This window comes from Pseudomonas folii, from assembly GCF_014357575.1.
Taxonomy (GTDB): domain Bacteria; phylum Pseudomonadota; class Gammaproteobacteria; order Pseudomonadales; family Pseudomonadaceae; genus Aquipseudomonas; species Aquipseudomonas folii.
The window spans coordinates 1-19,492 of record NZ_JACONW010000005.1 but is presented as its reverse complement, the minus strand read 5'-3'; the positions used below and the strand labels follow the sequence as shown (position 1 = coordinate 19,492).

20 protein-coding genes and 2 pseudogenes are annotated in these 19,492 nt (G+C 55.8%); 16 read left to right on the top strand and 6 right to left on the bottom strand.

Going from position 1 to position 19,492, the window contains the following annotated elements; genetic code table 11:
• Positions 1-215 precede the first annotated feature (215 nt).
• Both H8S59_RS02225 and H8S59_RS02220 read left to right on the top strand, forming a co-directional pair.
• Positions 216-455 (top strand): annotated as a pseudogene (locus tag H8S59_RS02225) (TetR/AcrR family transcriptional regulator); the annotation flags it as partial.
• An 11-nt stretch (positions 456-466) separates the two neighbouring features.
• Positions 467-774: pseudogene (locus tag H8S59_RS02220) on the top strand (allantoicase); the annotation flags it as partial.
• Positions 775-1,628: 854 nt separating this feature from the next.
• Here the strand turns inward: H8S59_RS02220 and H8S59_RS02215 are convergent.
• Positions 1,629-2,213, bottom strand: a complete 585-nt coding sequence (locus H8S59_RS02215) for a GNAT family N-acetyltransferase (protein ID WP_343073028.1) — start codon at positions 2,211-2,213, stop codon at positions 1,629-1,631.
• Between the two features lie 52 nt (positions 2,214-2,265).
• Here H8S59_RS02215 and H8S59_RS02210 point away from each other — a divergent pair, with 52 nt between their 5' ends.
• The 3 genes from H8S59_RS02210 (at position 2,266) to H8S59_RS02200 (ending at position 5,205) form a co-directional block, all read left to right on the top strand.
• The gene (locus H8S59_RS02210) at positions 2,266-2,739 is read left to right on the top strand and encodes a hypothetical protein (RefSeq protein WP_187520351.1); all 474 of its coding nucleotides are present in this window, start codon (positions 2,266-2,268) and stop codon (positions 2,737-2,739) included.
• 79 nt (positions 2,740-2,818) lie between these two features.
• Positions 2,819-3,286 (top strand): GNAT family N-acetyltransferase, encoded by a 468-nt coding sequence (locus H8S59_RS02205; protein WP_187520350.1) that lies wholly within the window; start codon positions 2,819-2,821, stop codon positions 3,284-3,286.
• Between the two features lie 65 nt (positions 3,287-3,351).
• Positions 3,352-5,205, top strand: a complete 1,854-nt coding sequence (locus tag H8S59_RS02200; protein ID WP_187520349.1) for an ABC transporter ATP-binding protein — start codon at positions 3,352-3,354, stop codon at positions 5,203-5,205.
• Positions 5,206-5,275: 70 nt separating this feature from the next.
• Here H8S59_RS02200 and H8S59_RS02195 read toward each other — a convergent pair whose 3' ends face one another.
• The gene (locus H8S59_RS02195; protein ID WP_095097712.1) at positions 5,276-6,178 is read right to left on the bottom strand and encodes a LysR family transcriptional regulator; all 903 of its coding nucleotides are present in this window, start codon (positions 6,176-6,178) and stop codon (positions 5,276-5,278) included.
• A gap of 140 nt (positions 6,179-6,318) precedes the next feature.
• Here H8S59_RS02195 and H8S59_RS02190 point away from each other — a divergent pair, with 140 nt between their 5' ends.
• From H8S59_RS02190 to H8S59_RS02175, 4 genes are all read left to right on the top strand, one after another.
• A complete protein-coding gene (locus H8S59_RS02190) occupies positions 6,319-6,516 on the top strand; it encodes a tautomerase family protein (protein ID WP_187520348.1) in 198 nt (65 codons plus the stop codon).
• A gap of 84 nt (positions 6,517-6,600) precedes the next feature.
• The gene (locus tag H8S59_RS02185; RefSeq protein ID WP_187520347.1) at positions 6,601-6,954 is read left to right on the top strand and encodes a putative quinol monooxygenase; all 354 of its coding nucleotides are present in this window, start codon (positions 6,601-6,603) and stop codon (positions 6,952-6,954) included.
• A gap of 77 nt (positions 6,955-7,031) precedes the next feature.
• Positions 7,032-7,646, top strand: coding sequence for a nitroreductase family protein (locus tag H8S59_RS02180; RefSeq protein WP_187520346.1), 615 nt, complete (start codon positions 7,032-7,034; stop codon positions 7,644-7,646).
• A 108-nt stretch (positions 7,647-7,754) separates the two neighbouring features.
• The gene (locus tag H8S59_RS02175) at positions 7,755-9,125 is read left to right on the top strand and encodes an MFS transporter (protein WP_187520345.1); all 1,371 of its coding nucleotides are present in this window, start codon (positions 7,755-7,757) and stop codon (positions 9,123-9,125) included.
• Between the two features lie 114 nt (positions 9,126-9,239).
• On the opposite strand, the gene H8S59_RS02170 is transcribed toward H8S59_RS02175, so the two are convergent.
• Both H8S59_RS02170 and H8S59_RS02165 read right to left on the bottom strand, forming a co-directional pair.
• Positions 9,240-10,034, bottom strand: coding sequence for an SDR family NAD(P)-dependent oxidoreductase (locus H8S59_RS02170; RefSeq protein ID WP_187520344.1), 795 nt, complete (start codon positions 10,032-10,034; stop codon positions 9,240-9,242).
• A 139-nt stretch (positions 10,035-10,173) separates the two neighbouring features.
• Positions 10,174-11,082, bottom strand: a complete 909-nt coding sequence (locus tag H8S59_RS02165; protein ID WP_187520343.1) for a LysR family transcriptional regulator — start codon at positions 11,080-11,082, stop codon at positions 10,174-10,176.
• 183 nt (positions 11,083-11,265) lie between these two features.
• On the opposite strand from H8S59_RS02165, the gene H8S59_RS02160 reads away from it, so the two are divergent.
• Complete coding sequence (locus H8S59_RS02160; protein WP_187520342.1) at positions 11,266-12,219, top strand: alpha/beta fold hydrolase; 954 nt, start codon at positions 11,266-11,268, stop codon at positions 12,217-12,219.
• Positions 12,220-12,341: 122 nt separating this feature from the next.
• On the opposite strand, the gene H8S59_RS02155 is transcribed toward H8S59_RS02160, so the two are convergent.
• Positions 12,342-13,241, bottom strand: a complete 900-nt coding sequence (locus H8S59_RS02155) for a LysR family transcriptional regulator (protein WP_187520341.1) — start codon at positions 13,239-13,241, stop codon at positions 12,342-12,344.
• A 110-nt stretch (positions 13,242-13,351) separates the two neighbouring features.
• Here H8S59_RS02155 and H8S59_RS02150 point away from each other — a divergent pair, with 110 nt between their 5' ends.
• From H8S59_RS02150 to gfa, 6 genes are all read left to right on the top strand, one after another.
• Complete coding sequence (locus H8S59_RS02150) at positions 13,352-13,981, top strand: NADPH-dependent F420 reductase (RefSeq protein ID WP_187520340.1); 630 nt, start codon at positions 13,352-13,354, stop codon at positions 13,979-13,981.
• A 30-nt stretch (positions 13,982-14,011) separates the two neighbouring features.
• Positions 14,012-14,845 (top strand): DODA-type extradiol aromatic ring-opening family dioxygenase, encoded by an 834-nt coding sequence (locus tag H8S59_RS02145; protein WP_187520339.1) that lies wholly within the window; start codon positions 14,012-14,014, stop codon positions 14,843-14,845.
• Positions 14,846-14,849: 4 nt separating this feature from the next.
• Positions 14,850-15,521, top strand: coding sequence for an alpha/beta hydrolase (locus tag H8S59_RS02140; RefSeq protein WP_187520338.1), 672 nt, complete (start codon positions 14,850-14,852; stop codon positions 15,519-15,521).
• A gap of 30 nt (positions 15,522-15,551) precedes the next feature.
• Positions 15,552-15,950 (top strand): DoxX family protein, encoded by a 399-nt coding sequence (locus H8S59_RS02135; RefSeq protein ID WP_187520337.1) that lies wholly within the window; start codon positions 15,552-15,554, stop codon positions 15,948-15,950.
• Positions 15,951-16,435: 485 nt separating this feature from the next.
• A complete protein-coding gene (locus H8S59_RS02130; protein WP_095097780.1) occupies positions 16,436-17,545 on the top strand; it encodes an S-(hydroxymethyl)glutathione dehydrogenase/class III alcohol dehydrogenase in 1,110 nt (369 codons plus the stop codon).
• 70 nt (positions 17,546-17,615) lie between these two features.
• A complete protein-coding gene (gene gfa / locus H8S59_RS02125) occupies positions 17,616-18,194 on the top strand; it encodes an S-(hydroxymethyl)glutathione synthase (RefSeq protein ID WP_187520336.1) in 579 nt (192 codons plus the stop codon).
• A gap of 273 nt (positions 18,195-18,467) precedes the next feature.
• On the opposite strand, the gene H8S59_RS02120 is transcribed toward gfa, so the two are convergent.
• A complete protein-coding gene (locus H8S59_RS02120) occupies positions 18,468-19,469 on the bottom strand; it encodes an NADP-dependent oxidoreductase (RefSeq protein WP_187520335.1) in 1,002 nt (333 codons plus the stop codon).
• Between the last annotated feature and the right edge of the window lie 23 nt (positions 19,470-19,492).

Sequence of the window (19,492 nt, the reverse complement as noted above, 5' to 3'; positions counted from 1 at the left end):
CCCTCTGCTGATAACTGCGCTGGTCTACTCTTCGTTCGCGACAGGCAGCGTTCACCTCAAACGGCCGTGCTGCAAGGATACAATCTGTAAATCGAAAGTTTTTGAAAGGCTCATATGAACGCTTCATTGAATTCCCAATACGTTATGGTCAATTCAACCCTTGAGCCCAGCATGAATATAATCAGCACAACAATGTACCAATAGAAACACACGAGCCGCTCGCACGGACGAGGAATCTGAACCGTGCGGGTATCATTGCCTGTATCGAACGCGCCATTAGCAAAGGCGAATTGCCTGCGACGGTGATGCCGGAGACTCTTGCAGCCGTGTTCGACAGCTTCATGTTGGGCCTCTCGATTTTGGCGCGCGACGGTGTTCCACATGCCACGCTGGATGGGGCAGTGACTCAGGTGATGGGGCTATGGGATGGCTTGCGTATTGTTGCAGAGGAATGATGGTCGGCAGCGTTGCGTTAGGTGTCGCCGGAGTCGTCGAACGCATAGTGGTCGACACACTGCACTACAAGGGCAATTATTCGGATCGTTTGTCGATCCAGGCCGCCTGCGTAAAAGGTGGCACTGACGACAGATCGAGACGCAAAGCCTCATCTGGCGCGAGCTTTTGCCGGAACAGAAAATGGAGATGGATCGAGAGCATTTCCATGAGGAATAACTCCCCAGCCTGGGAGCGATCACCCACGTCCGATTGAACGTCTTTCCAGATGGTGGCGTCAGTCAATTGAGGCTGTTCGGCAAACCGGCGGTTGGGCGATAGGAATTTTATGCTGTGATTCAGGCTTGACGCCTCGCGAACAAGTTCGCTCTTACCGGGTAGTGCGTTTCAGGTAGGAGGCAACTTGTTGGCGAGAGGTTCTACACGGTGAGTCAGGCCTGACGCCTCGCGAACAAGTTCGCTCCTACCGGGTAGCGCATTTCGGGTAGGAGGCAACTTGTTGGCGAGAGGTTCTACGCGGTGAGTCAGACCTGACGCCTCGCGAACAAGTTCGCTCCTACCGGGTAGCGCGTTTCAGGTAGGAGGCAACTTGTTGGCGAAAGGTTCTACACGGTGAGTCAGGCCTGACGCCTCGCGAACAAGTTCACTCCTGCCGGGTAGTGCGTTTCAGGTAGGAGGCAACTTGTTGGCGAGAGGTTCTACGCGGTGAGTCAGGCCTGACGCCTCGCGAACAAGTTCACTCCTGCCGGGTAGTGCGTTTCAGGTAGGAGGCAACTTATTGGCGAGAGGTCCTACGCGGTAAGTTAGAACTGACGCCTCGCGAACGAGTTCGCTCCTACCGGGTAGCGCGTTTCAGGTAGGAGGCAACTTGTTGGCGAGAGGTTCTACGCGGTGATTCAGGCTTGACGCCTCGCGAACAAGTTCACTCCTGCCGGGTAGCGCGTTTCGGGTAGGAGGCAACTTGTTGGCGAGAGGTTCTACGCGGTGAGTCAGACCTGACGCCTCGCGAACAAGTTCGCTCCTGCCGGGTAGTGCGTTTCAGGTAGAAGGCAACTTGTTGGCGAGAGGTCCTACGCGGTAAGTTAGAACTGACGCCTCGCGAACGAGTTCGCTCCTGCCGGGTAGTGCGTTTCAGGTAGGAGGCAACTTGTTGGCGAGATGCCGTGCGCGGTGAATCAGACCAGACTTTTTTCGAAATAGACGCGTTCGAAACCATGCTCGGTGCGCCGCCCCACCTCGATATACCCAAGCCTGGGGTAAATCAGGAGGTTGTCCGTCATCTTCTCGTTGGTATAAAGATGCACCGCATTCATTCCGAGCCGTCGGCTGGTTTCTTCACAAAAGCGGATCAATGATTTGCCGACCCCACGTCCTGTTGAGCCGGGCATCACTGCCACATTTTCCAGCAGCACATGCTGTTGCTCGGCATAAAACACCACGAAACCTTCAAACCTGGCGTTTTCATCGATTGCCACGTAAACGATCCCCGCCGCGATTTGCGCCGCAAAGTCGGCAGTCATCGGAGCAGGTTTGCGACCGATTGCAGATACATAGCGGGCGTAGGCCTGTTCAGCGCAGTGTCTTATGGCAGGCTCATCTTTTGCTTCAGCTGGGCGGATCAAAAATATACCTTCTGTAAGGAATGTGGCGTGCGATTGATACTCTGGCAGATCATAAGTGCAGATGTCGACGGGCTGTTTTCGGCGACCGGAGTCGGACACAGCATGTAAATTGGCAGCTTTTGACAGGCTAATACGCACCCTGTGTTTAACTTCACAACACCCTATGGTCAATTAGACGCTTGAGCCCGGCATGAATATCATCAGCGCAACGATGTACCAATCGAAACACACGAGAGCGCCTCACCCGGTGCTCACGCTTGATTCCATCCCACTTGCAAACTGGGTCAAAGGCATCGTTTACGACGGTGAGGGCAACGACGAAACCAACGGACTGGTTCCTGCGCAAGGCTGGTTGATTGATGACGATGACTCGAACTACGCGTGGAGGATTCTCGAACCTGTCATGGAAAACTGTTCGACCATCGTGCCGCTGTTGGTCTGTCCGGATGACATGGACCTGAGCTGCACGGTTGCGGTGGTCGAGCAAGTGATACGGGGTGACACCGTCATTTGGGAGCGTTTTGGTCGGGCCGTCGACACTATTTCCGGTGTGATCACGGCCGTACACTGGAATGAGATGAATCAGAGAGTGTCATTCCCCAGGGACCAGTTTCTGGACGCCTTGTCAGAATTCAAAAGACTGACCAAGCATGAGTGGGCCTGAGGGCGATCTGACTGAGCCGGCCGAGCGAGCTGGAATCAAAGCCAGTATTAAAAGCTTCTAACGGACATACGAGTACCCAATGGACTGTGTCATTCGAAACGCGATAAATACGGACGCCCCCGCCATCAGCAGGATTATCGTGGCAGCACTGCGCAAATCCAATGCTCAGGATTATTCGCCAGACATCATCGAGCAGGTACAGCAAAGCTTTTCACCCTCGGCGATTCTGCACTTTCTGACCTGCCGCCAGGTGTATGTCGCGAGCCTTGATGATCATGTCGTTGCAACCGCAAGTCTTGATAACGACATCGTGCGGAGCGTGTTCGTTGACCCGGTCCATCAAGGGAAAGGCATAGGGCATCGGCTGATGTCGACGCTGGAGGCAATCGCAACGCAGAACGGCGTGAAGCTGCTGCGCGTGCCCTCTTCGATTACGGCTGAAGGGTTTTATCTGTCGCTGGGCTTCCAGAAGCTCAGGGACGAGTTCCACGGCGCAGAGCGCACGATCATCATGGAAAAAGTTCTGAACAAGTCACTTCCCTCCTGATCAAAAAACCTTAAAGCCGCCTTTAAGTGCAAGAATCTTCGCACTGGATCGTTTTGGAGATCACCATGCTTCGCGCGTTTGAACAATGGCTCGACCCGTTTCCACCCGATGAAGTACCGCCGCCGCCCGAGGGCTTGGCGCGTTTTCTGTGGGCCTGCACGCGGGGTGCCCGTGGTTATATCCTTGCGTTTGCGCTGCTCAGCGCAGGTGTATCGATTTACGAAGCCTGGCTGTTTTCATTCCTCGGGCAGGTTGTGGACATGCTGTCGACCTGGCAGGCCGGGGGCGATGCGGCCGCTCAGGAAAGCAGCGTGCTGTGGAGCATCGGCATCATCTTGGTGACCAGCATCGGGCTGGTGGCGTTGCGCACGATGGTGCAGCACCAAGTCCTGGCGATCAATTTGCCCTTGAGGCTGCGCTGGGATTTCCATCGGCTGATGTTGCGGCAGAGCCTTTCTTTCTTCTCCGATGAGTTCTCCGGACGGGTCACCACCAAGGTAATGCAAACGGCGCTGTCCGTGCGTGAGGTGCTGTTCACCCTTATCGAAATCGCACCCGGGATCGGGGTTTACTTCATTGCGATCATCGCATTGGCCGGTAACTTTGACCTGAGGCTGATGCTGCCTTTCATTGCCTGGATCGCGTTGTTCGGTCTGGCCATGCGGTACTTCGTGCCCCGTCTGGGCAAGGTCGGCCAGGAGCAGGCCAATGCCCGGTCATCCATGACCGGTCGTATCTCGGATGCCTATACCAACATCACCACGGTGAAGCTGTTCTCCCATTCCAAACGTGAGGCGCATTTCGCGCGTGCAGCAATGGAGGACTTCAAGGTCACTGGTCTGCATCAGATGCGTCTGGTCAGCCAGTTCGAGATCGTCAACCAGGCATTGGTGGTGGCGTTGATCATGGGTGCCGGTGGTTATGCCCTGTGGCTGTGGCATCAGGGTCAGGTCGGCACGGGTGCTGTGGCAGCGATTACCGCCATGGCGTTGCGCATCAATGGCATGTCGCACTGGATCATGTGGCAAATGACGTCGTTGTTCGAGAACATCGGCACCGTACAGGACGGCATGGCCACCTTGACCCGCGGCCCCAAGGTCCAGGATGCGCCGAACGCGGCGACACTGGAGACAAAGGGCGGCGCAGTCACCTTCGACAACGTGAGTTTCAATTACAACGGCGAACGTCAGGTGCTTGAAGGCCTGACCCTGAACATCCGCCCCGGTGAAAAGATCGGCTTGGTGGGTCGTTCCGGCGCTGGCAAATCAACGCTGATCAACCTGCTGCTGCGCTTCTATGACGTGGACAACGGCACGATCAGCATCGACGGGCAAAACATCGCGCGCGTCACCCAGGACAGCCTGCGCAGCGCTATCGGCATGGTCACGCAGGACACGTCCCTGCTGCACCGGTCCATTCGCGACAACATCGCCTATGGTCGACCCGATGCGACCGACGAGCAGATCCGTACCGCCGCAGCCAATGCCCAGGCCGATGGCTTCATCAGCCAATTGAGTGACAAGCAAGGCCATTCCGGCTATGACACCCTGGTAGGCGAGCGCGGCATCAAGCTGTCGGGCGGCCAGCGTCAACGCGTTGCAATTGCCCGGGTCATGCTCAAGAACGCCCCGATCCTGCTACTCGACGAGGCCACCAGCGCGCTGGATTCAGAAGTCGAAGTGGCCATCCAGGAGAGCCTTGATGAAATGATGCAGGGCAAGACCGTGATTGCCATCGCTCATCGCCTGTCCACCATTGCTGCTATGGACAGGCTGATCGTCATGGACGACGGCCGTATCATTGAGCAAGGCACCCACGCCGAGTTGCTTGCAAAGAATGGCACCTATGCGCGGCTATGGCATCACCAGAGCGGCGGGTTTCTCGGGGAAGATCAGGGCGTAGTCGAGGCCGTGGAATAGGCCCGAAGACAGGCTGGCTGTGGCAATGACTTGCGAGCGGTGGTATTGGGTCGAGAGCGGCATCGACCTATTACTGCCAATGCTCGCACAGCTTGACCAGCTCATCGACCACGTACCTCACCTTGGGCCGCAGATGCGACACCTTCGGCCAGACGGCATGGACTTCCACCGGCTCCGGCTCATAGCCGCCCAACACCTCTACCAGCCTGCCCGCTTCCATATCGTCCTTGAACAGGCAACGCGGCATCTGGCAGAGGCCAATACCCGCGACGGCTGCAAGGATCATGGCCTCACCGTCGCCTATCTGATGAGTAGAGGGTGGCGCATAGCGCACGGTTTGTTCTCCCTCCCTGACTCGCCATGACAGTGGCTGGCCCCGTCGATGGCCTACGATGCAATGATGACGATTGAGATCTTCCAGAGTGTCAGGTACGCCGAAACGCTCCAGATAATCCGGCGCAGCGCAGATAGCCCAACGTTGTCGCGCCAGCTTGCGAGCGACCAGGCCGCTTGTGTCCTTGAGTTCGCCAAAACGCACCAGCAGGTCGATGCCCTCCTCGATCGGATCGACCAAGTGATCAGAAAAGGTCATGTTCAACTGCAACGCTGGATACTTTCTGGCAATTTCAAATAACAAAGGCGCCACTACCCGACGGCCAAATGCGACGGGTATATCCACTCGCAACCGGCCAGAGGGCTCCCGAGTCCCCGCCCCCAGCCCACTCTCCGCTGCCCCGATTTCTTCAAGCGCAGTGGAGCATGCGATGAAGTACGCATCGCCATCAGCCGTCAGAGAAATTCGGCGAGTAGAGCGGTGAAACAGCTGCACTCCCAAGCGTTCTTCAAGGCGGGCAATAGACTTGCCAACAGCCGATTTGGAAATACCCAATCGCCCCGCTGCCTCGGTGAAGCTACTCGAACGCGCCGCCATGACGAAGGTGAGAACGCCTTGAAACGAATCGGGGGGGATCATGAGCACCTTCGACTGTAGATATAAATGCTACCCACTTTATAGTTTCAGGCTGTTTATCGCCAGACGCCTCTACTCTAGGATTACTGAATGTCGCGGGCTGATCACTTCAGACCGAGTTTTTATCCCAAGAGGAACACATCATGCCCGTAGTACGCGTTAGCTGGTTCGAAGGTAAAGAGCACGCTCAGAAAGCCACCGTCGCTGCCGAAATCACACAAAGTATCGTTAAAAACACCGGCACCCCTGCCGAATACATCTACGTCATTTTCGAGGACGTCGCGCCATCGGACTGGGCGGGCTCAGGCAAGCTGTTCGGTGAAGCCCCCGCTAAATCCTGAGCCTTTTCACCGAATGCATCGGCTTGGCCAGCGATGCATCCTCCCCTGGTGTCATCTGACGCCGCCGATGGAAGAGCCCCTCGTATGCATCCATATATTTCCTGCCTGTTCTCCCTGGCAATCAAACCCGGCGACTTTCCTGAGTTCAAAGCGCTGATCGCGCAAATCGTTCCGGCGACCAGGCTTGAACCGGGGACACTGGTTTACGAGTACAGCGTCAACGAAGATCAAAGCGTTGCGCATATTCTTGAGCGCTATAACGTCGAATCCGTGGTCAGCCATGTGGACACCACCTTTGCTCCATTCGGCAAACGCTTCCTCGAACTGTGCACCATCACCAGCCTGGTGGTGTATGGCACCCCTGATGCCGAGATTCGCAAACGTCTGGATCCGTTTGGTGCTGCGTACATGACACCGTTCGACGGCTTCAGCCGCTAACTCATCTGATCCGCGCAGACTCGCCGACTGAAAAACGGGCTGCGCCAACTCGCCCCCTTCACTGCACAGAGAGCACCATGTCCGCCATCGCTGACGTTATCAAGACCCGAATTTCCGCCAACAACTACGACACCGAGCGCAGACTGTCAGACCAGGAGATCGCCGATCTGATTGATCTCGCCACCCACGCGCCTTCTGCGTTCAACCTTCAAAACTGGCGATTCATCGCCGTGCGCAGCGAAGAGGCAAAAGTACGCTTGCTGCCCTTGGCCTACGGCCAACAGAAAGTGATGGACTCAGCCGTGACGTTCATCGTCTGCGGCACCTTGAATCCGCAGGAAACGATCTCTGCGTCTCTGAAACCGTCGATGGATGCCGGGGTCATCGACAAAGCCGTTTACGACATGTGGGTAGGTGCGGCTCAGGGAATGTACGCTGAAAACCCGCAGTTGCAGCGCGACGAAGCCATCCGCTCGGGCTCGCTCGCCGCCATGACGCTGATGCTTGCCGCCAAAGGCCGGGGCCTTGATTCGACCCCGATGATCGGCTTCGACCCAGCGGCCGTTGCGCAGGCTTTCAATCTTTCAGCTGTCGAAATCCCTGTGATGCTGGTGACCGTGGGTTATCCGGGAGAAACCAACTGGCCGCAAAAGCCGCGTAAAGCGGTCAACGAGGTTCTTCAGTTCGTGTAACCAAAAAAGCTGCCAGCGCGACTGACGAGGCATATGGAAATGCTGGCAGCCCTTTTCAAGTCATAACGGCTTGCTTCAACCGCTCAGGACGTTTCTACGCTTTCTCCTATGTCTATTTCCAACTCCTCGTTACGAGCCATTCTTGCCGCCGCCTGCCTCGGCTTTCTGGTCGTCCAGCTTGACGTAAGCGTCGTCAATGTTGGTCTTGGGGCTCTTGAAAACGCATTTGGTACCGATCTCACGGGCCTGCAGTGGGTGATCAACAGTTATGCCCTGCCCTTTTCCGCGTTGCTGATTCTTGGTGGCGCCTGGGGCGACAAGTGGGGTGCAAAATCGGTATTTGCAGCAGGCTTCGCTATTTTCACCCTCGCCTCCATTGGCTGCGGTCTGGCAAACAGCATGACGATGCTCATTGCGATGCGCGTCGTGCAGGGAATGGGCGCAGCGCTATTGATCCCCACATCATTGACGCTGATTCGATTGTCATTTCAAGACCCTGGCGCGAGGCGATCTGCCGTTGCCATGTGGGGTGCCTGTGGAGGTATCGCCCTTGCGGCTGGCCCCGTCATAGGCGGCTTAATGATCCAGTATCTCGGCTGGCGTAGCGTGTTTCTACTCAATGTTCCGATAGGATTGCTGGCAATCATCCTGATCATGCGCTTCGCTCCCGACTCTCCTCGCGTAGACAAGAAAATCGATATACCCGGTCAGGTCAGCATCGCGATATGCCTTGCAGCACTGACCTGGTCGCTGACTGAATCAAGCGCAAAGGGCTGGGTGAGTGAGACCCTTCTGATGATGGTCATTGCCGTTACTGCTGCGGTTGTATTCGTCGTAGTCGAACGACGGGTAAGCCATCCGATGTTGCCCGCCCGTCTGGCAACCAACAAGGTACTGGGCAGCATGGCGTTGGCAGGCGCGGCCATCAATCTGACGTTCTATGGGACGGTTTTTGTTTTCAGTATTTATTTTCAGACGTTTCTGCACTACGACGCGTTCAAAACCGGCTTGTCCTTTATCCCGTTGACTGCGGTGCTAACGCTGTCGACGATGCTCTCCTCACGCATCGCCAGGAAAGTTAGCGCGACACGAATCATCACTACAGGCTTTAGCGTACAGATCGTCGGGTTTTTAGCCTTGTCGCAGATTACCGCCGACAGCTCATTCTGGCTGCTCAATGGCGCGCTAATGCTGGTAGGAATGGGCAGTGCGATGTCTGTCCCGTCTATCACCAACTCGATGCTCTCAGCCGTCAGCCAGCATGACGCCGGAGTCGCCTCAGGACTGATGGCCTCTGCCCGACAACTGGGTGGTGTGATTGGCGTTGCAGTGTTCGGTACGTTGATTGCCCACTCTGACAAGGCATCATTCTCAAGCGGCATGTCCAACGCCATGTTGCTGTCAGCGCTGGTCTTGATGCTCTGCATTGGAGTGAATCTGTACATAGCACGCGGCTCAAGCGTTGCAGCGCAAACTTGAGAAGGCGCTCACCCCTATCGGGAAGGAGCGGCGCTAATCGCTGACCTTCATGACTGATTAGTCAGCGATCAAAGCGTCTGTGGCTACAACATCTGTCGACAGCTCCGGTTCGCATCAAACGATGTCATCGACCACGCCGCCATCAACCCTTAGCGCCGCACCGGTGGTGGCTGACGCCTGAGTCGAGCACACATACACGATCATGTTCGCGACTTCTTCGACGGTAGCGGCACGCTGGATGATCGAGCTGGGACGATGCTCCGTGATAAATGCCTTGGCGACGTCATCGAGGGTTTTGCCCGTACGCTCTACTTCGCTTTGCAACATGCCTGCAACGCCGTCGGACAACGTCGGTCCCGGCAGGACACTGTTGACCGTCACGCCGCTACCGGCGACGCGCTTGGCCAGACCGCGGGCTAATGCCAGTTGGGCAGTTTTGGAAACGCCGTAGTGAATCATGTCCGCCGGGATGTTGCGTGCAGACTCAGAGGACACGAACACTACCCTGCCCCAGTTTTTCGCAACCATTGCAGGCAATAATGCGCGGCTCAGACGCACACCTGACATGACATTGGTCTGCCAGTAGCTGTCCCAGACCTCGTCGTCAGTTTCAAAGAAGTCCTGAGGGCCATAGATCCCGGCATTGTTCACCAGGATGTCGATATGCCCAGCGCCTTGCACCAGCGTTTCAACACCATTTGCAGAGCTTAGGTCAGCGGCAATGCCAGTGATTTTCGCACCCGGAACTTCGCTGGATAATTTGGCCACCGCATCCTTTACAGAACCTTCACTGCGGCCATTGATCACCACTTCTGCGCCAGTCTGGGCGAGTCCTTTGGCAATCGCAAAACCTATCCCGCCGGTCGAGGCGGTGACCAGCGCACGCTTGGTATTCAACTGAATGTTCATCTTCACTCCATCATGATCGGGTGGGCATAAGCCACCCTATTGGAGCTTCCACAGCCTGTATAGAAGCAATCGACGACTGTAGAGCGTTAAGACCGCTGGATAAATGCCGATTCTGGAGATGCATTCAAAACGCAGCGTTTCAAAACAGTTGAGGATTCACTGCATCTGGGCCAAATGTCATCAGCGCAAAATCCAGAAAACTGCGCAGCTTGGGCGTCAACCGACGGTCAGGTGGGTAAAGGACATGCAGCGGACGTGAGGGGATGGGATACGTCGGCAGGAGCGGAACCAGATCGCCCGCCAGCAATGCCTTACGCACCAGTTCTACCGGCTGGAGCAATATCCCCAAACCCGCCAGCGCCGCGCACAAAAGCGGTTCACCGTGATCCGCCATCAATCGGCTGTTAATGGGGACGATCACCTTGCCTTCCGGCCCGTCGAACGTCCAATGGGTCCTTAGTTCTGTGTGCGTAAAGCCCAGACACTCGTGATCCTGAAGGTCCCATGGAGTTTTGATGGCAGGCTTATCCCGCAGATAGGACGGCGCAGCGCACAGCACCAGCTGATAAGGCGCCAGGGGACGAGCCACCAGGCCACTGTCGGAAAGCTGACCGACCCTGAACACCACGTCGAAGCCTTCATCAATAACGTCAACCGCGCGGTTTGCCAGCGTCAGCTCGACACTGATCATGGGATTGGCTTTCATGAATTCCGGCAGTTTTGGTGCAAGCGATTGCATTCCGAAACTGACCGGTGCGTTAACCCGAAGCCTTCCCGTAGGCGTTGCTTGTGTTTCGGCCGCCATGTTCTCGGCGGTTTCAACCTCTGCAAGGATGGTCTTGCAGCGCTCATAAAACTCGCGTCCGAAGTCGGTGAGGCTTTGCCGCCTGGTCGTTCTGTTCAACAACCGCACGCCCAGATGCTGTTCGAGGTGATGTACGTGCTTGCCGATCAATTGCGCGGACATCTGCATCGCGTCACCGGCTGCACTGAACGAGCCCATCTCAACTGCTTTGACGAACGCCGCCATACTGCTAAGCCGATCCATTAACAATGATCCGTTTCGAATGTCGCCGCATTTTGAGTATTTATTCCAATACTGTTCAAGCCCTATTCTCGATCAACATTCCTGATAACCGCTGGCGAAGATCATCATCAACCGGACTTCCAGAGGTCGCGACGGGTGCCTGGACATGTCCATCGCCAATTCCAGACTGCAGGTGCTTCCTTCTTGAAATACCCATTGAAAGCTGTCCCGCTTAACACTTTGCTCACCGAAGATTTTTACTTCCCCCACGAGATCATTGGCCAGCCCTTTCGGACATCTGACTTCGCTGATCTAAAGATAAGCAGCTTCACCACCAGCGACGCGATCAACCTGAGTTATTGGGAAGCAGGTACCGGGCAACCGTTGATTTTTATCCCAGGCTGGTCGGCCAATGGTGCGATGTACTTTCACCTGATGCATCTCTTGAGCACGCACTACCGTGTGTACGTGCTGGACGTAAGAAACCAGGGTCTTTCTGAACGGGTAACCTTTGGTCATCGCATTTCCCGCTATGCCATGGACGTGAAGGAATTTGCCAACCACCTGGGTGTGTCGCAGGCCAACTACTGCGGCTGGTCCATGGGCGCTTCGGTGATGTGGGCCTTCATTGATCTGTTCGGTACCCAAGGCATTCGTACACTGAGCATCATTGACCAGGCACCCTCGATCTATTGCCACGCTGACTGGACAGAGCAGGAGCGACTGGAGGCAGGGGCGTTCACCACGTCACCCGAGCGGATGATTGCCTCCTATGCGCACGGCACCGCCACCAACATGCTCGTTTCTGGAAGCCGGGTTGTCGAGCGTGCGATGGCGATGGACTCACCCTACTTTCATAACGTCATCAGCCTCGTGCAAGAGGTGGTCAAAGATGACATGGCATTTACCTCACAGGTGCTTTTCGATCACGTAACCAACGACTGGCGAGATGTGATCCGGTCAAAGATCAATGTGCCGACCGCGATCTTCACCGGCGAGTACAGCGACTGGCTGGAGAGTCAGCGCTGGATGAATTCGGTCATCCAGGACTCGGTGCTTCACGTGTACACCAAGGCTGAGCAAGGCGATCATTTTCTGGCCTTCAAGAACCCGGAGAAATTTGCCGCGGACCTGCACAGCTTTTTGCAACGACACTAACTCGATGGATGACCGCGCCCTGATTTTCTGGGAGTGCGGACGATCCTGATACAGCGCTCCTTTTATCCGGCTGATGGCTTGATTTCCCCTTTTTATCAGCCGGCTTTTTTGGTCAGCGTGAATCACTGCTCCCATACCGGATGGGCGAATCGTTCCACCAGAAAGTTGATCAGCGCCCTCACCTTCGCAGGCAAATGTTTACGGGTCGGGTAGACCACGTAGATACCCAATTCGACGGAGCGGTACTCGGGCAATATTTCAATCAGATCGCCTCGCCGCAGATCCTGCGCCACCATAAAGCTGGGCTGCAACGAAATGCCACCCCCGGCCAAGGTAATGGCTCGGCAGGTATCCCCGTTATTGCAACGAACCACTGAGCGCGTGTTTACGCTTTCACTGCCTTGTGGTCCTTCGAAATGCCATTCATTCCCGCTGGCAAAGTTGCTGTAGGCAACCACCTCATGCTGTTCGACATCTGACAATTTGCGGATGGGTGCATGACTGGCCAGATACGCAGGCGATGCACACAAACACATCCGGGTGCTGGCCAGCTGTCTCCCCACCAACGAAGAATTTTCCATGCGTGCGATACGCACAGCAGCATCAATTCCTTCGTCCACCAAATCCACTAGACGATCACTCAGGCTGATCTCCAACTCGACTTTGGGATAGGCGCTCATGAAGTCAGCCCAAATCGGCGCCAGGTGCAGCACGCCAAAACTGACAGGGGCGTTTACGCGAAGAACGCCGCTGGCCTCAGGCGAGGTGGACGATACGGCTTCTTCTGCCTCATCCATCATTGCCAGCACCTCACGGGCCTGGTGATAGAACTGACGCCCCTCATCCGTCAATGACAGCCTGCGAGTCGTGCGGTGCAGTAACCGCGCGCCGAGCCGCTCCTCCAGCCCGCTTACGTAACGCGATATGGCCGCTTTGGACATGTCGAGTGGCTCCGCGGCCCCGACAAAACTGCCTTTATCTACAACGGTGCAGAACACCTGCATTTCCAGCGCCCGATCCATGATTATCTCACCTAGTGGAACTATCCATCACATTTAACCCAGTTTATCCCTATCAGGCAATCTATAAACTGAGCCCATCGAAACGCAACTCAACTCAGAAAGAGGTAATCATGAAAATCACAGTAATTGGTACCGGCAACATGGGTTCAGCCTTTGCGAAACAGCTTTCTGCCGCAGGGCACAGCGTGCGTATCACCGGCCGCGACATCAGCAAGGCCCAAGCGCTGGCTGGTCAGTACGTAAATGTCAGCGCTTTTGTAGCGTCCGAAGCCTTGGGCGACAGCGATGTGATCGTGGTCGCCACCGCCTATGACGATGCTGCCGCAGCGCTGCAAAGCCTGGGTGATCTGACCGGCAAGGTGGTCATCGACATTACTAACCCGCTGAGCGCCGACTACATGTCGCTGACCGTCGGCCACGATACCAGTGCCTCGGAAGAGATCGCCAAGGCTGTGCCGCAAGCCAATGTGGTGAAAGCGTTCAACACCCTGTTCGCTCAAGTACTCGCCGATGGTCCGAAGTTCGCCAATGACCAGACCGGCAGCGTATTTGTTGCCAGCGACAGTGAGCGCGCCAAGCAGACCGCTATCGCATTGGCTCGCAGCCTGGGCTGGAACACGGTGGATGCTGGCGGCCTGGTTAACGCTCGCTACCTGGAGCCCCTGGCAGGTTTCAACATCTACCTAGGTTACGGCGCAGGTCTGGGCACTTCGGTCGCTCCGGTCTGGCTGAGCAAGTAATCAACATTTAATCCATCAGGAGTCGTCACCATGAACACTTCATTCCCCCTGCTGTTTGTGTCTCATGGTGCTCCTACGTTCGCAATCGAGCCCGGCCTGGCTGGCCCAAAGCTGGCTGAGCTCGGTCGCGAGCTACCAAAACCTGACGCCATCGTGGTGCTGTCGCCGCACTGGATGACCCGTGGCGAAATCAGTGTTACGGCGAGCACCGCACCTAAAACCATTCACGACTTTGGCGGTTTTCCGGACGCGCTGTATCAGGTGTCCTACCCGGCTCCCGGCGCACCAGAGTTAGCGAGTCATATTGTTGATCTGCTGCAGACAGCGGGCTGGAAATCCCGGCTGGATCCGGCTCGCGGCCTTGATCACGGGGCATGGGTACCGCTTCTGTACCTGGCACCGGAAGCAGACATACCGGTGGTTCAGGTCTCCATGCCGGCAACGCTTGATACGCGCAGCGCATGGCAACTTGGCGTGGCACTCAAGCCTCTGCGTGAGATGAATGTCTTGATCGTGGCGTCAGGAAGCCTCACCCATAACCTTTACGAATTCCGTGGCGCAACAGCCCACGGTGCGGACTACGTCAAGCAGTTCGCAGCCTGGACCGCCAGGACCCTGCAGGCGGGGACCATAGATCAGTTGTTGGACTACAAGCAGTACGCGCCTTCAGCCGAACGCGCCCATCCAACCGATGAGCATTTTTTACCGTTGTTCATTGCGCTGGGCGCAGCCGGTAACAGCTATCAGACGATGGTTCTGGATGGCGGAATCACCCACGGCGTACTGGCCATGGACAGCTACCTGTTTACCTCGATCGATAACGAAGGGTTCGATTCAGTTCAACCCGTTGAAGGTGTGAAATAACGTCATGCAAAACATCACTTTTTCTGAACCGGCACGCGAATCCGAATCAGGTATTTTCTTCCGTAAAGCCTGCAATACCGCCAGCCCTAAAGCACGATTGTTGTTGCTGCACGGCGTAGGATCAAACGAAGCCAATCTGGCCAGTCTGGCTGCGTCCCTGCCAGAAGACATCGAAATCTTGTTGCTCCGCGGCCCGTTGCAGGTCAGCCCTCAAGGCTTCGCCTGGTATCAGGTCAATTTCACCAGCAATGGACCTTCGTTCAATCAGGAACAGGCGGAGTCCAGTCGCCAACTGTTAATCCGGTTTATCGAAGCGCTTCCTCCGCTTCCCACTGTGATTGCAGGCTTCAGCCAAGGAGGAATCATGAGCGCCAGTGTTGGCGTTACACAGCCTGAACTGGTGGCAGGCTTTGCGCTGCTTAGCGGGCGAATGCTGCGGGAAATCGAACCGCGAATTGCGACACAGGAGCAACTGAAAAACGTCTCAGCGTTTATTGCTCATGGTCATCACGACAACGTGCTACCGATCGACTGGGCACATGAAGCTGACGCCTGGCTGAGCCGGATCGGTGTGGAGCACCAGACTCATTTTTATGACATGGCACACGAAATCGTCCCGGAAGAACTGGCTGACTTCTCTCAGTGGCTGAACCAGACACTTTCACTTTCCAACTGATACGTCTAATAAACCAAAGGAAGCTCCATCATGATTGATTCACGCACCGCTCCATACGCCGCACTGATTATGCGCCTCGCGCTGGGCATCATGTTCATCACCCATGGCCTGACCAAAGTGTTGGTCTTCACCCCGGCAGGAACCGCTGGCTTTTTCGAGTCCATTGGCTTTCCAGGTTTTCTGGCCTATCCGGTCATGGCGTTCGAAGTCATCGGCGGCCTGATGCTGGTTCTGGGCGTGTATGCCCGCTGGATTGCCGCAATCGCTGTGGTTCAACTGTTCGTTGCAGCGACTGTGCATTTCGGCAACGGCTGGAGCTTTACCAATGCTAACGGCGGTTGGGAATATCCAATCTATTTGTCCGTAACTGCGCTGGTTGTCGCTTTGTTGGGTGACGGCGCGTTGGCGGTGAAGGCTTCCAAAGCGTAACGACCCGAACTTATTGATGCTCAAGCCCAAGGTCATCGATCAAAGGGGTTGAGCATTGATAGTGATCAAGCAGGCACCCTCCACGCCGATATTCGCATGAACATTCTGAGCGCCCTATTACAAACAAAGTGATGGGAGTGTCCAAGCCTCTCGGCTGTTTTTGGCTATCGCATTCAGCGCTAAGCTCTTCGGCATCAACCAGCCAGGCGTCTTTTCCTTACGCTTGAACCACTGCACTGACTAGCTGCAAACCGGCCTGACCACATGTTTTGAGTGGCAAGGATCTGGCGATTCGTTGAAACACTCATCAGACCTGAAAGCCCTCGCAGTTAAACGTTGCACCTTTATATAGAAACGACAGAGGCGCAACGCTCGCCGACTGGAAGAGCGTTTCATGGGCGCAAATATTTCAAACACGCACGCTGACCTGATATAGGCGTTTTGATTGCCTGGGTCAATGAGCATGATCACTTGGAGAAAATCTTATGAAATCTCGTGCTGCAGTTGCATTCGAACCGGGCAAGCCGCTCCAGATCGTCGAGATCGACGTTGAGCCGCCGCGCAAGGGTGAAGTTCTGATCAAGATCACTGATACCGGTGTATGCCATACCGACGCCTTCACCCTTTCGGGTGATGATCCGGAAGGTCTGTTCCCGGTAGTGCTGGGCCATGAAGGTGCCGGGATTGTGGTTGAAGTAGGCGAAGGCGTGACCAGCGTGAAGGTTGGCGACCACGTCATTCCGCTGTATACCGCCGAATGTGGCGAATGTCTGTTCTGTAAATCCGGCAAAACCAACCTGTGCACCGCCGTACGCGCCACTCAAGGCAAAGGTGTCATGCCGGATGGCACCTCGCGCTTTTCCTACAACGGCCAGCCGCTCTATCACTACATGGGCTGCTCGACCTTCAGCGAATATACCGTTGTCGCTGAAGTCTCTGTCGCGAAGATCAATCCGGATGCCAACCCTGAGCACGTCTGCCTGCTTGGCTGTGGTGTGACTACGGGGATTGGCGCGGTCCACAACACGGCCAAAGTCCAGCCAGGCGACACAGTCGCTATCTTCGGTCTGGGCGGTATTGGTCTGGCGGCAATTCAAGGCGCCCGTCAGGCCAAGGCTGGACGCATCATTGCGATCGATACCAACCCTGCCAAATTCGAACTGGCCCGTTCGTTCGGCGCCACCGACTGCGTCAACCCGAAAGACCACGAACAGCCGATCCAGCAAGTGATCATCGAGATGACGGGCTGGGGTGTTGATCACTCCTTCGAATGTATCGGTAACGTGCATGTCATGCGTGCAGCGCTCGAATGCGCTCATCGTGGTTGGGGTCAATCGATTGTCATCGGTGTCGCCGGTGCCGGTCAGGAAATCTCGACCCGCCCCTTCCAGCTGGTCACCGGTAGGACCTGGAAAGGCTCGGCGTTTGGCGGCGTAAAAGGTCGCAGCCAACTGCCGAAGATGGTTGAAGACTCGATGAAAGGCGAGATTGAGCTGGCGCCTTTTGTCACTCACACCATGTCGCTGGATCGTATCAATGAAGCGTTTGATTTGATGCACGAAGGCAAGTCAATCCGCACCGTCATCAAATACTGATGTATTCCCCTGTTCCGGGGCACTTGCCCCGGAACTTATTCCACATCACCCATAGATCTGGAGATACAAAGTGAGCGATGTAAAACTTCACCCCTTGCTGGATAACGGCATTAAACCGGCAACTGCCGATTTCGCAGGCGGCACTCTGCGATGCCTGTGTATGACCGACAAGGTTGAGATCAAGATTGAAGCCCAAACCCTGCATAACCACGCCTGTGGCTGTAGCAAATGCTGGAAGCCAAAAGGCGCCAGGTTTGCCGTGATCGCCGTTGTGCCTCGCAACAAAGTGAGCGTCATCGCCAACGCAGCGAAACTGGCCATCGTCGATGAAAGCGCTACCATCCAGCGACACGCCTGCAAGGACTGTGGCGCACACTTGTACGGCCGGATCGAGAACCAGAACCACGCGTTCCACGGCCTGGATTTTGTGCACACCGAACTGTCCCCTCAGAGCGGCTGGGCTGCACCAGGTTTTGCCGCGTTCGTTTCATCAGTCATTGAAACAGGTACCCCGCCAACTGAAATGGACGAGATCCGCAACCGTTTCAACGAAATTGGGTTACCCACGTATGACTGCCTTTCCCCGGCACTGATGGACGCCTTGGCAACACATGTAGCCAAGCAAAATGGCGTTATTCAGGCCAGCTGAAATCACTCCAGGCTGATCAACGTCGTAGTTCACAAACAGAGGCAGGTACTCACTGCCAGGGCCGTTCGTCTGTTGAATATACTGGCGAACGGCTTAAGAATGCCTCGATTGAAGTCGCCGACAGGTTCGCATTCCTTCATTGCACAATGAGACATCTGTCGCTCGCTTACCCAAGAAAGACGACATTGAAAACCTCGTCCTGAAATATGGGCTCTCGTTAAAAAGCAAACCACATGCCTTGCTGAGTCAATGCAACTCCGACTGGGTTCGACATCATCTGATCTTCACAACGACCTTTCCTTTAGCATGCCCCTTGGCTAAATACTCCAGAGCTTCCTTCGCCTGCTCGAACGCAAAGACCTTGTCGATCACCGGACGAATCCGTTCGGACTCAAGCAGTGTACCGATCTCCCCAAGCTGGGCGCCGTCGGGGCGAACGAAGAGGAATGAATAGGCAACGTCTTTGCTCTTCGCAAGCCGGATGATCCTGCGGCTCATCAACCCAAAGACAAAACCGAGGAAGACATTCAATCCTCGAGCCTGGGCGAACGCTTTATCCAGAGGGCCAACCAAAGAAACAATCTTTCCGCCAGGCTTGAGGACTTCAACGGACTTCTCGATCACGTCGCCTCTGAGCGTACCGAGCACCAGGTCACAGTCGCGCAGAACGCCCTCGAACGCTTGCTGCTTGTAGTCGATTACTTCATCTGCGCCGAGGCTGCTGACCCTTTGTACATTGGCCGTACTGGTGTTGGTCGCCACCCTGGCGCCGAGGTGTTTCGCAAGCTGGATCGCGAAACTGCCAATGCCTCCGGACCCGGCCGGGATGAACACTTTCTGGCCCGGTTGAAGATCGCCGCGCTCTTTGAGTGCTTGCCACGAGGTAAGTCCTACCATCGGAATGGACGCTGCTTGAACGAAGTCCAGATTGGCAGGCTTCAGCGCGGCAGCACTTTCCGGTACAACCGCACACTCAGCGATGGACCCGGTACCGAGGTCGAACAGGCTGGCATATATCTCATCTCCTGCCTTGAAGCGCGTCACACCGCTCCCTACCTGAGTCACCACGCCCGCCAGATCACTGCCCAGAATGGCGGGCAGTTGAAACTTCAGAACAGGCTTGAAAATACCGGTAGGGATCATGTTGTCGATGGGATTAATCCCTGCAGCATGCACTTCAACCAGCAGTTCATTGGGCTTCAACCCGGGAAGGGAAACCTCAGCAAAACCAATTTCCGGGGATTTGCCGTAGCGTTTGAAGGTCAGCGCTTTCATGGTGCTTGGATTCCGTGACGGTC

What these genes read in the sequence shown, in the direction of transcription:
- H8S59_RS02200 (WP_187520349.1), top strand. Translation starts at nt 3,352, where the DNA reads ATGCTTCGCGCGTTTGAACAATGGCTCGACCCGTTTCCACCCGATGAA.
- H8S59_RS02130 (WP_095097780.1), top strand. Translation starts at nt 16,436, where the DNA reads ATGAAATCTCGTGCTGCAGTTGCATTCGAACCGGGCAAGCCGCTCCAG.
- H8S59_RS02195 (WP_095097712.1), bottom strand. Translation starts at nt 6,178, where the DNA reads ATGATCCCCCCCGATTCGTTTCAAGGCGTTCTCACCTTCGTCATGGCG.
- H8S59_RS02210 (WP_187520351.1), top strand. Translation starts at nt 2,266, where the DNA reads ATGAATATCATCAGCGCAACGATGTACCAATCGAAACACACGAGAGCG.
- H8S59_RS02140 (WP_187520338.1), top strand. Translation starts at nt 14,850, where the DNA reads ATGCAAAACATCACTTTTTCTGAACCGGCACGCGAATCCGAATCAGGT.
- H8S59_RS02135 (WP_187520337.1), top strand. Translation starts at nt 15,552, where the DNA reads ATGATTGATTCACGCACCGCTCCATACGCCGCACTGATTATGCGCCTC.
- H8S59_RS02155 (WP_187520341.1), bottom strand. Translation starts at nt 13,241, where the DNA reads ATGGATCGGGCGCTGGAAATGCAGGTGTTCTGCACCGTTGTAGATAAA.
- H8S59_RS02165 (WP_187520343.1), bottom strand. Translation starts at nt 11,082, where the DNA reads ATGGATCGGCTTAGCAGTATGGCGGCGTTCGTCAAAGCAGTTGAGATG.
- H8S59_RS02185 (WP_187520347.1), top strand. Translation starts at nt 6,601, where the DNA reads ATGCATCCATATATTTCCTGCCTGTTCTCCCTGGCAATCAAACCCGGC.
- H8S59_RS02170 (WP_187520344.1), bottom strand. Translation starts at nt 10,034, where the DNA reads ATGAACATTCAGTTGAATACCAAGCGTGCGCTGGTCACCGCCTCGACC.
- H8S59_RS02120 (WP_187520335.1), bottom strand. Translation starts at nt 19,469, where the DNA reads ATGAAAGCGCTGACCTTCAAACGCTACGGCAAATCCCCGGAAATTGGT.
- H8S59_RS02180 (WP_187520346.1), top strand. Translation starts at nt 7,032, where the DNA reads ATGTCCGCCATCGCTGACGTTATCAAGACCCGAATTTCCGCCAACAAC.
- H8S59_RS02150 (WP_187520340.1), top strand. Translation starts at nt 13,352, where the DNA reads ATGAAAATCACAGTAATTGGTACCGGCAACATGGGTTCAGCCTTTGCG.
- H8S59_RS02190 (WP_187520348.1), top strand. Translation starts at nt 6,319, where the DNA reads ATGCCCGTAGTACGCGTTAGCTGGTTCGAAGGTAAAGAGCACGCTCAG.
- H8S59_RS02145 (WP_187520339.1), top strand. Translation starts at nt 14,012, where the DNA reads ATGAACACTTCATTCCCCCTGCTGTTTGTGTCTCATGGTGCTCCTACG.
- H8S59_RS02175 (WP_187520345.1), top strand. Translation starts at nt 7,755, where the DNA reads ATGTCTATTTCCAACTCCTCGTTACGAGCCATTCTTGCCGCCGCCTGC.
- H8S59_RS02205 (WP_187520350.1), top strand. Translation starts at nt 2,819, where the DNA reads ATGGACTGTGTCATTCGAAACGCGATAAATACGGACGCCCCCGCCATC.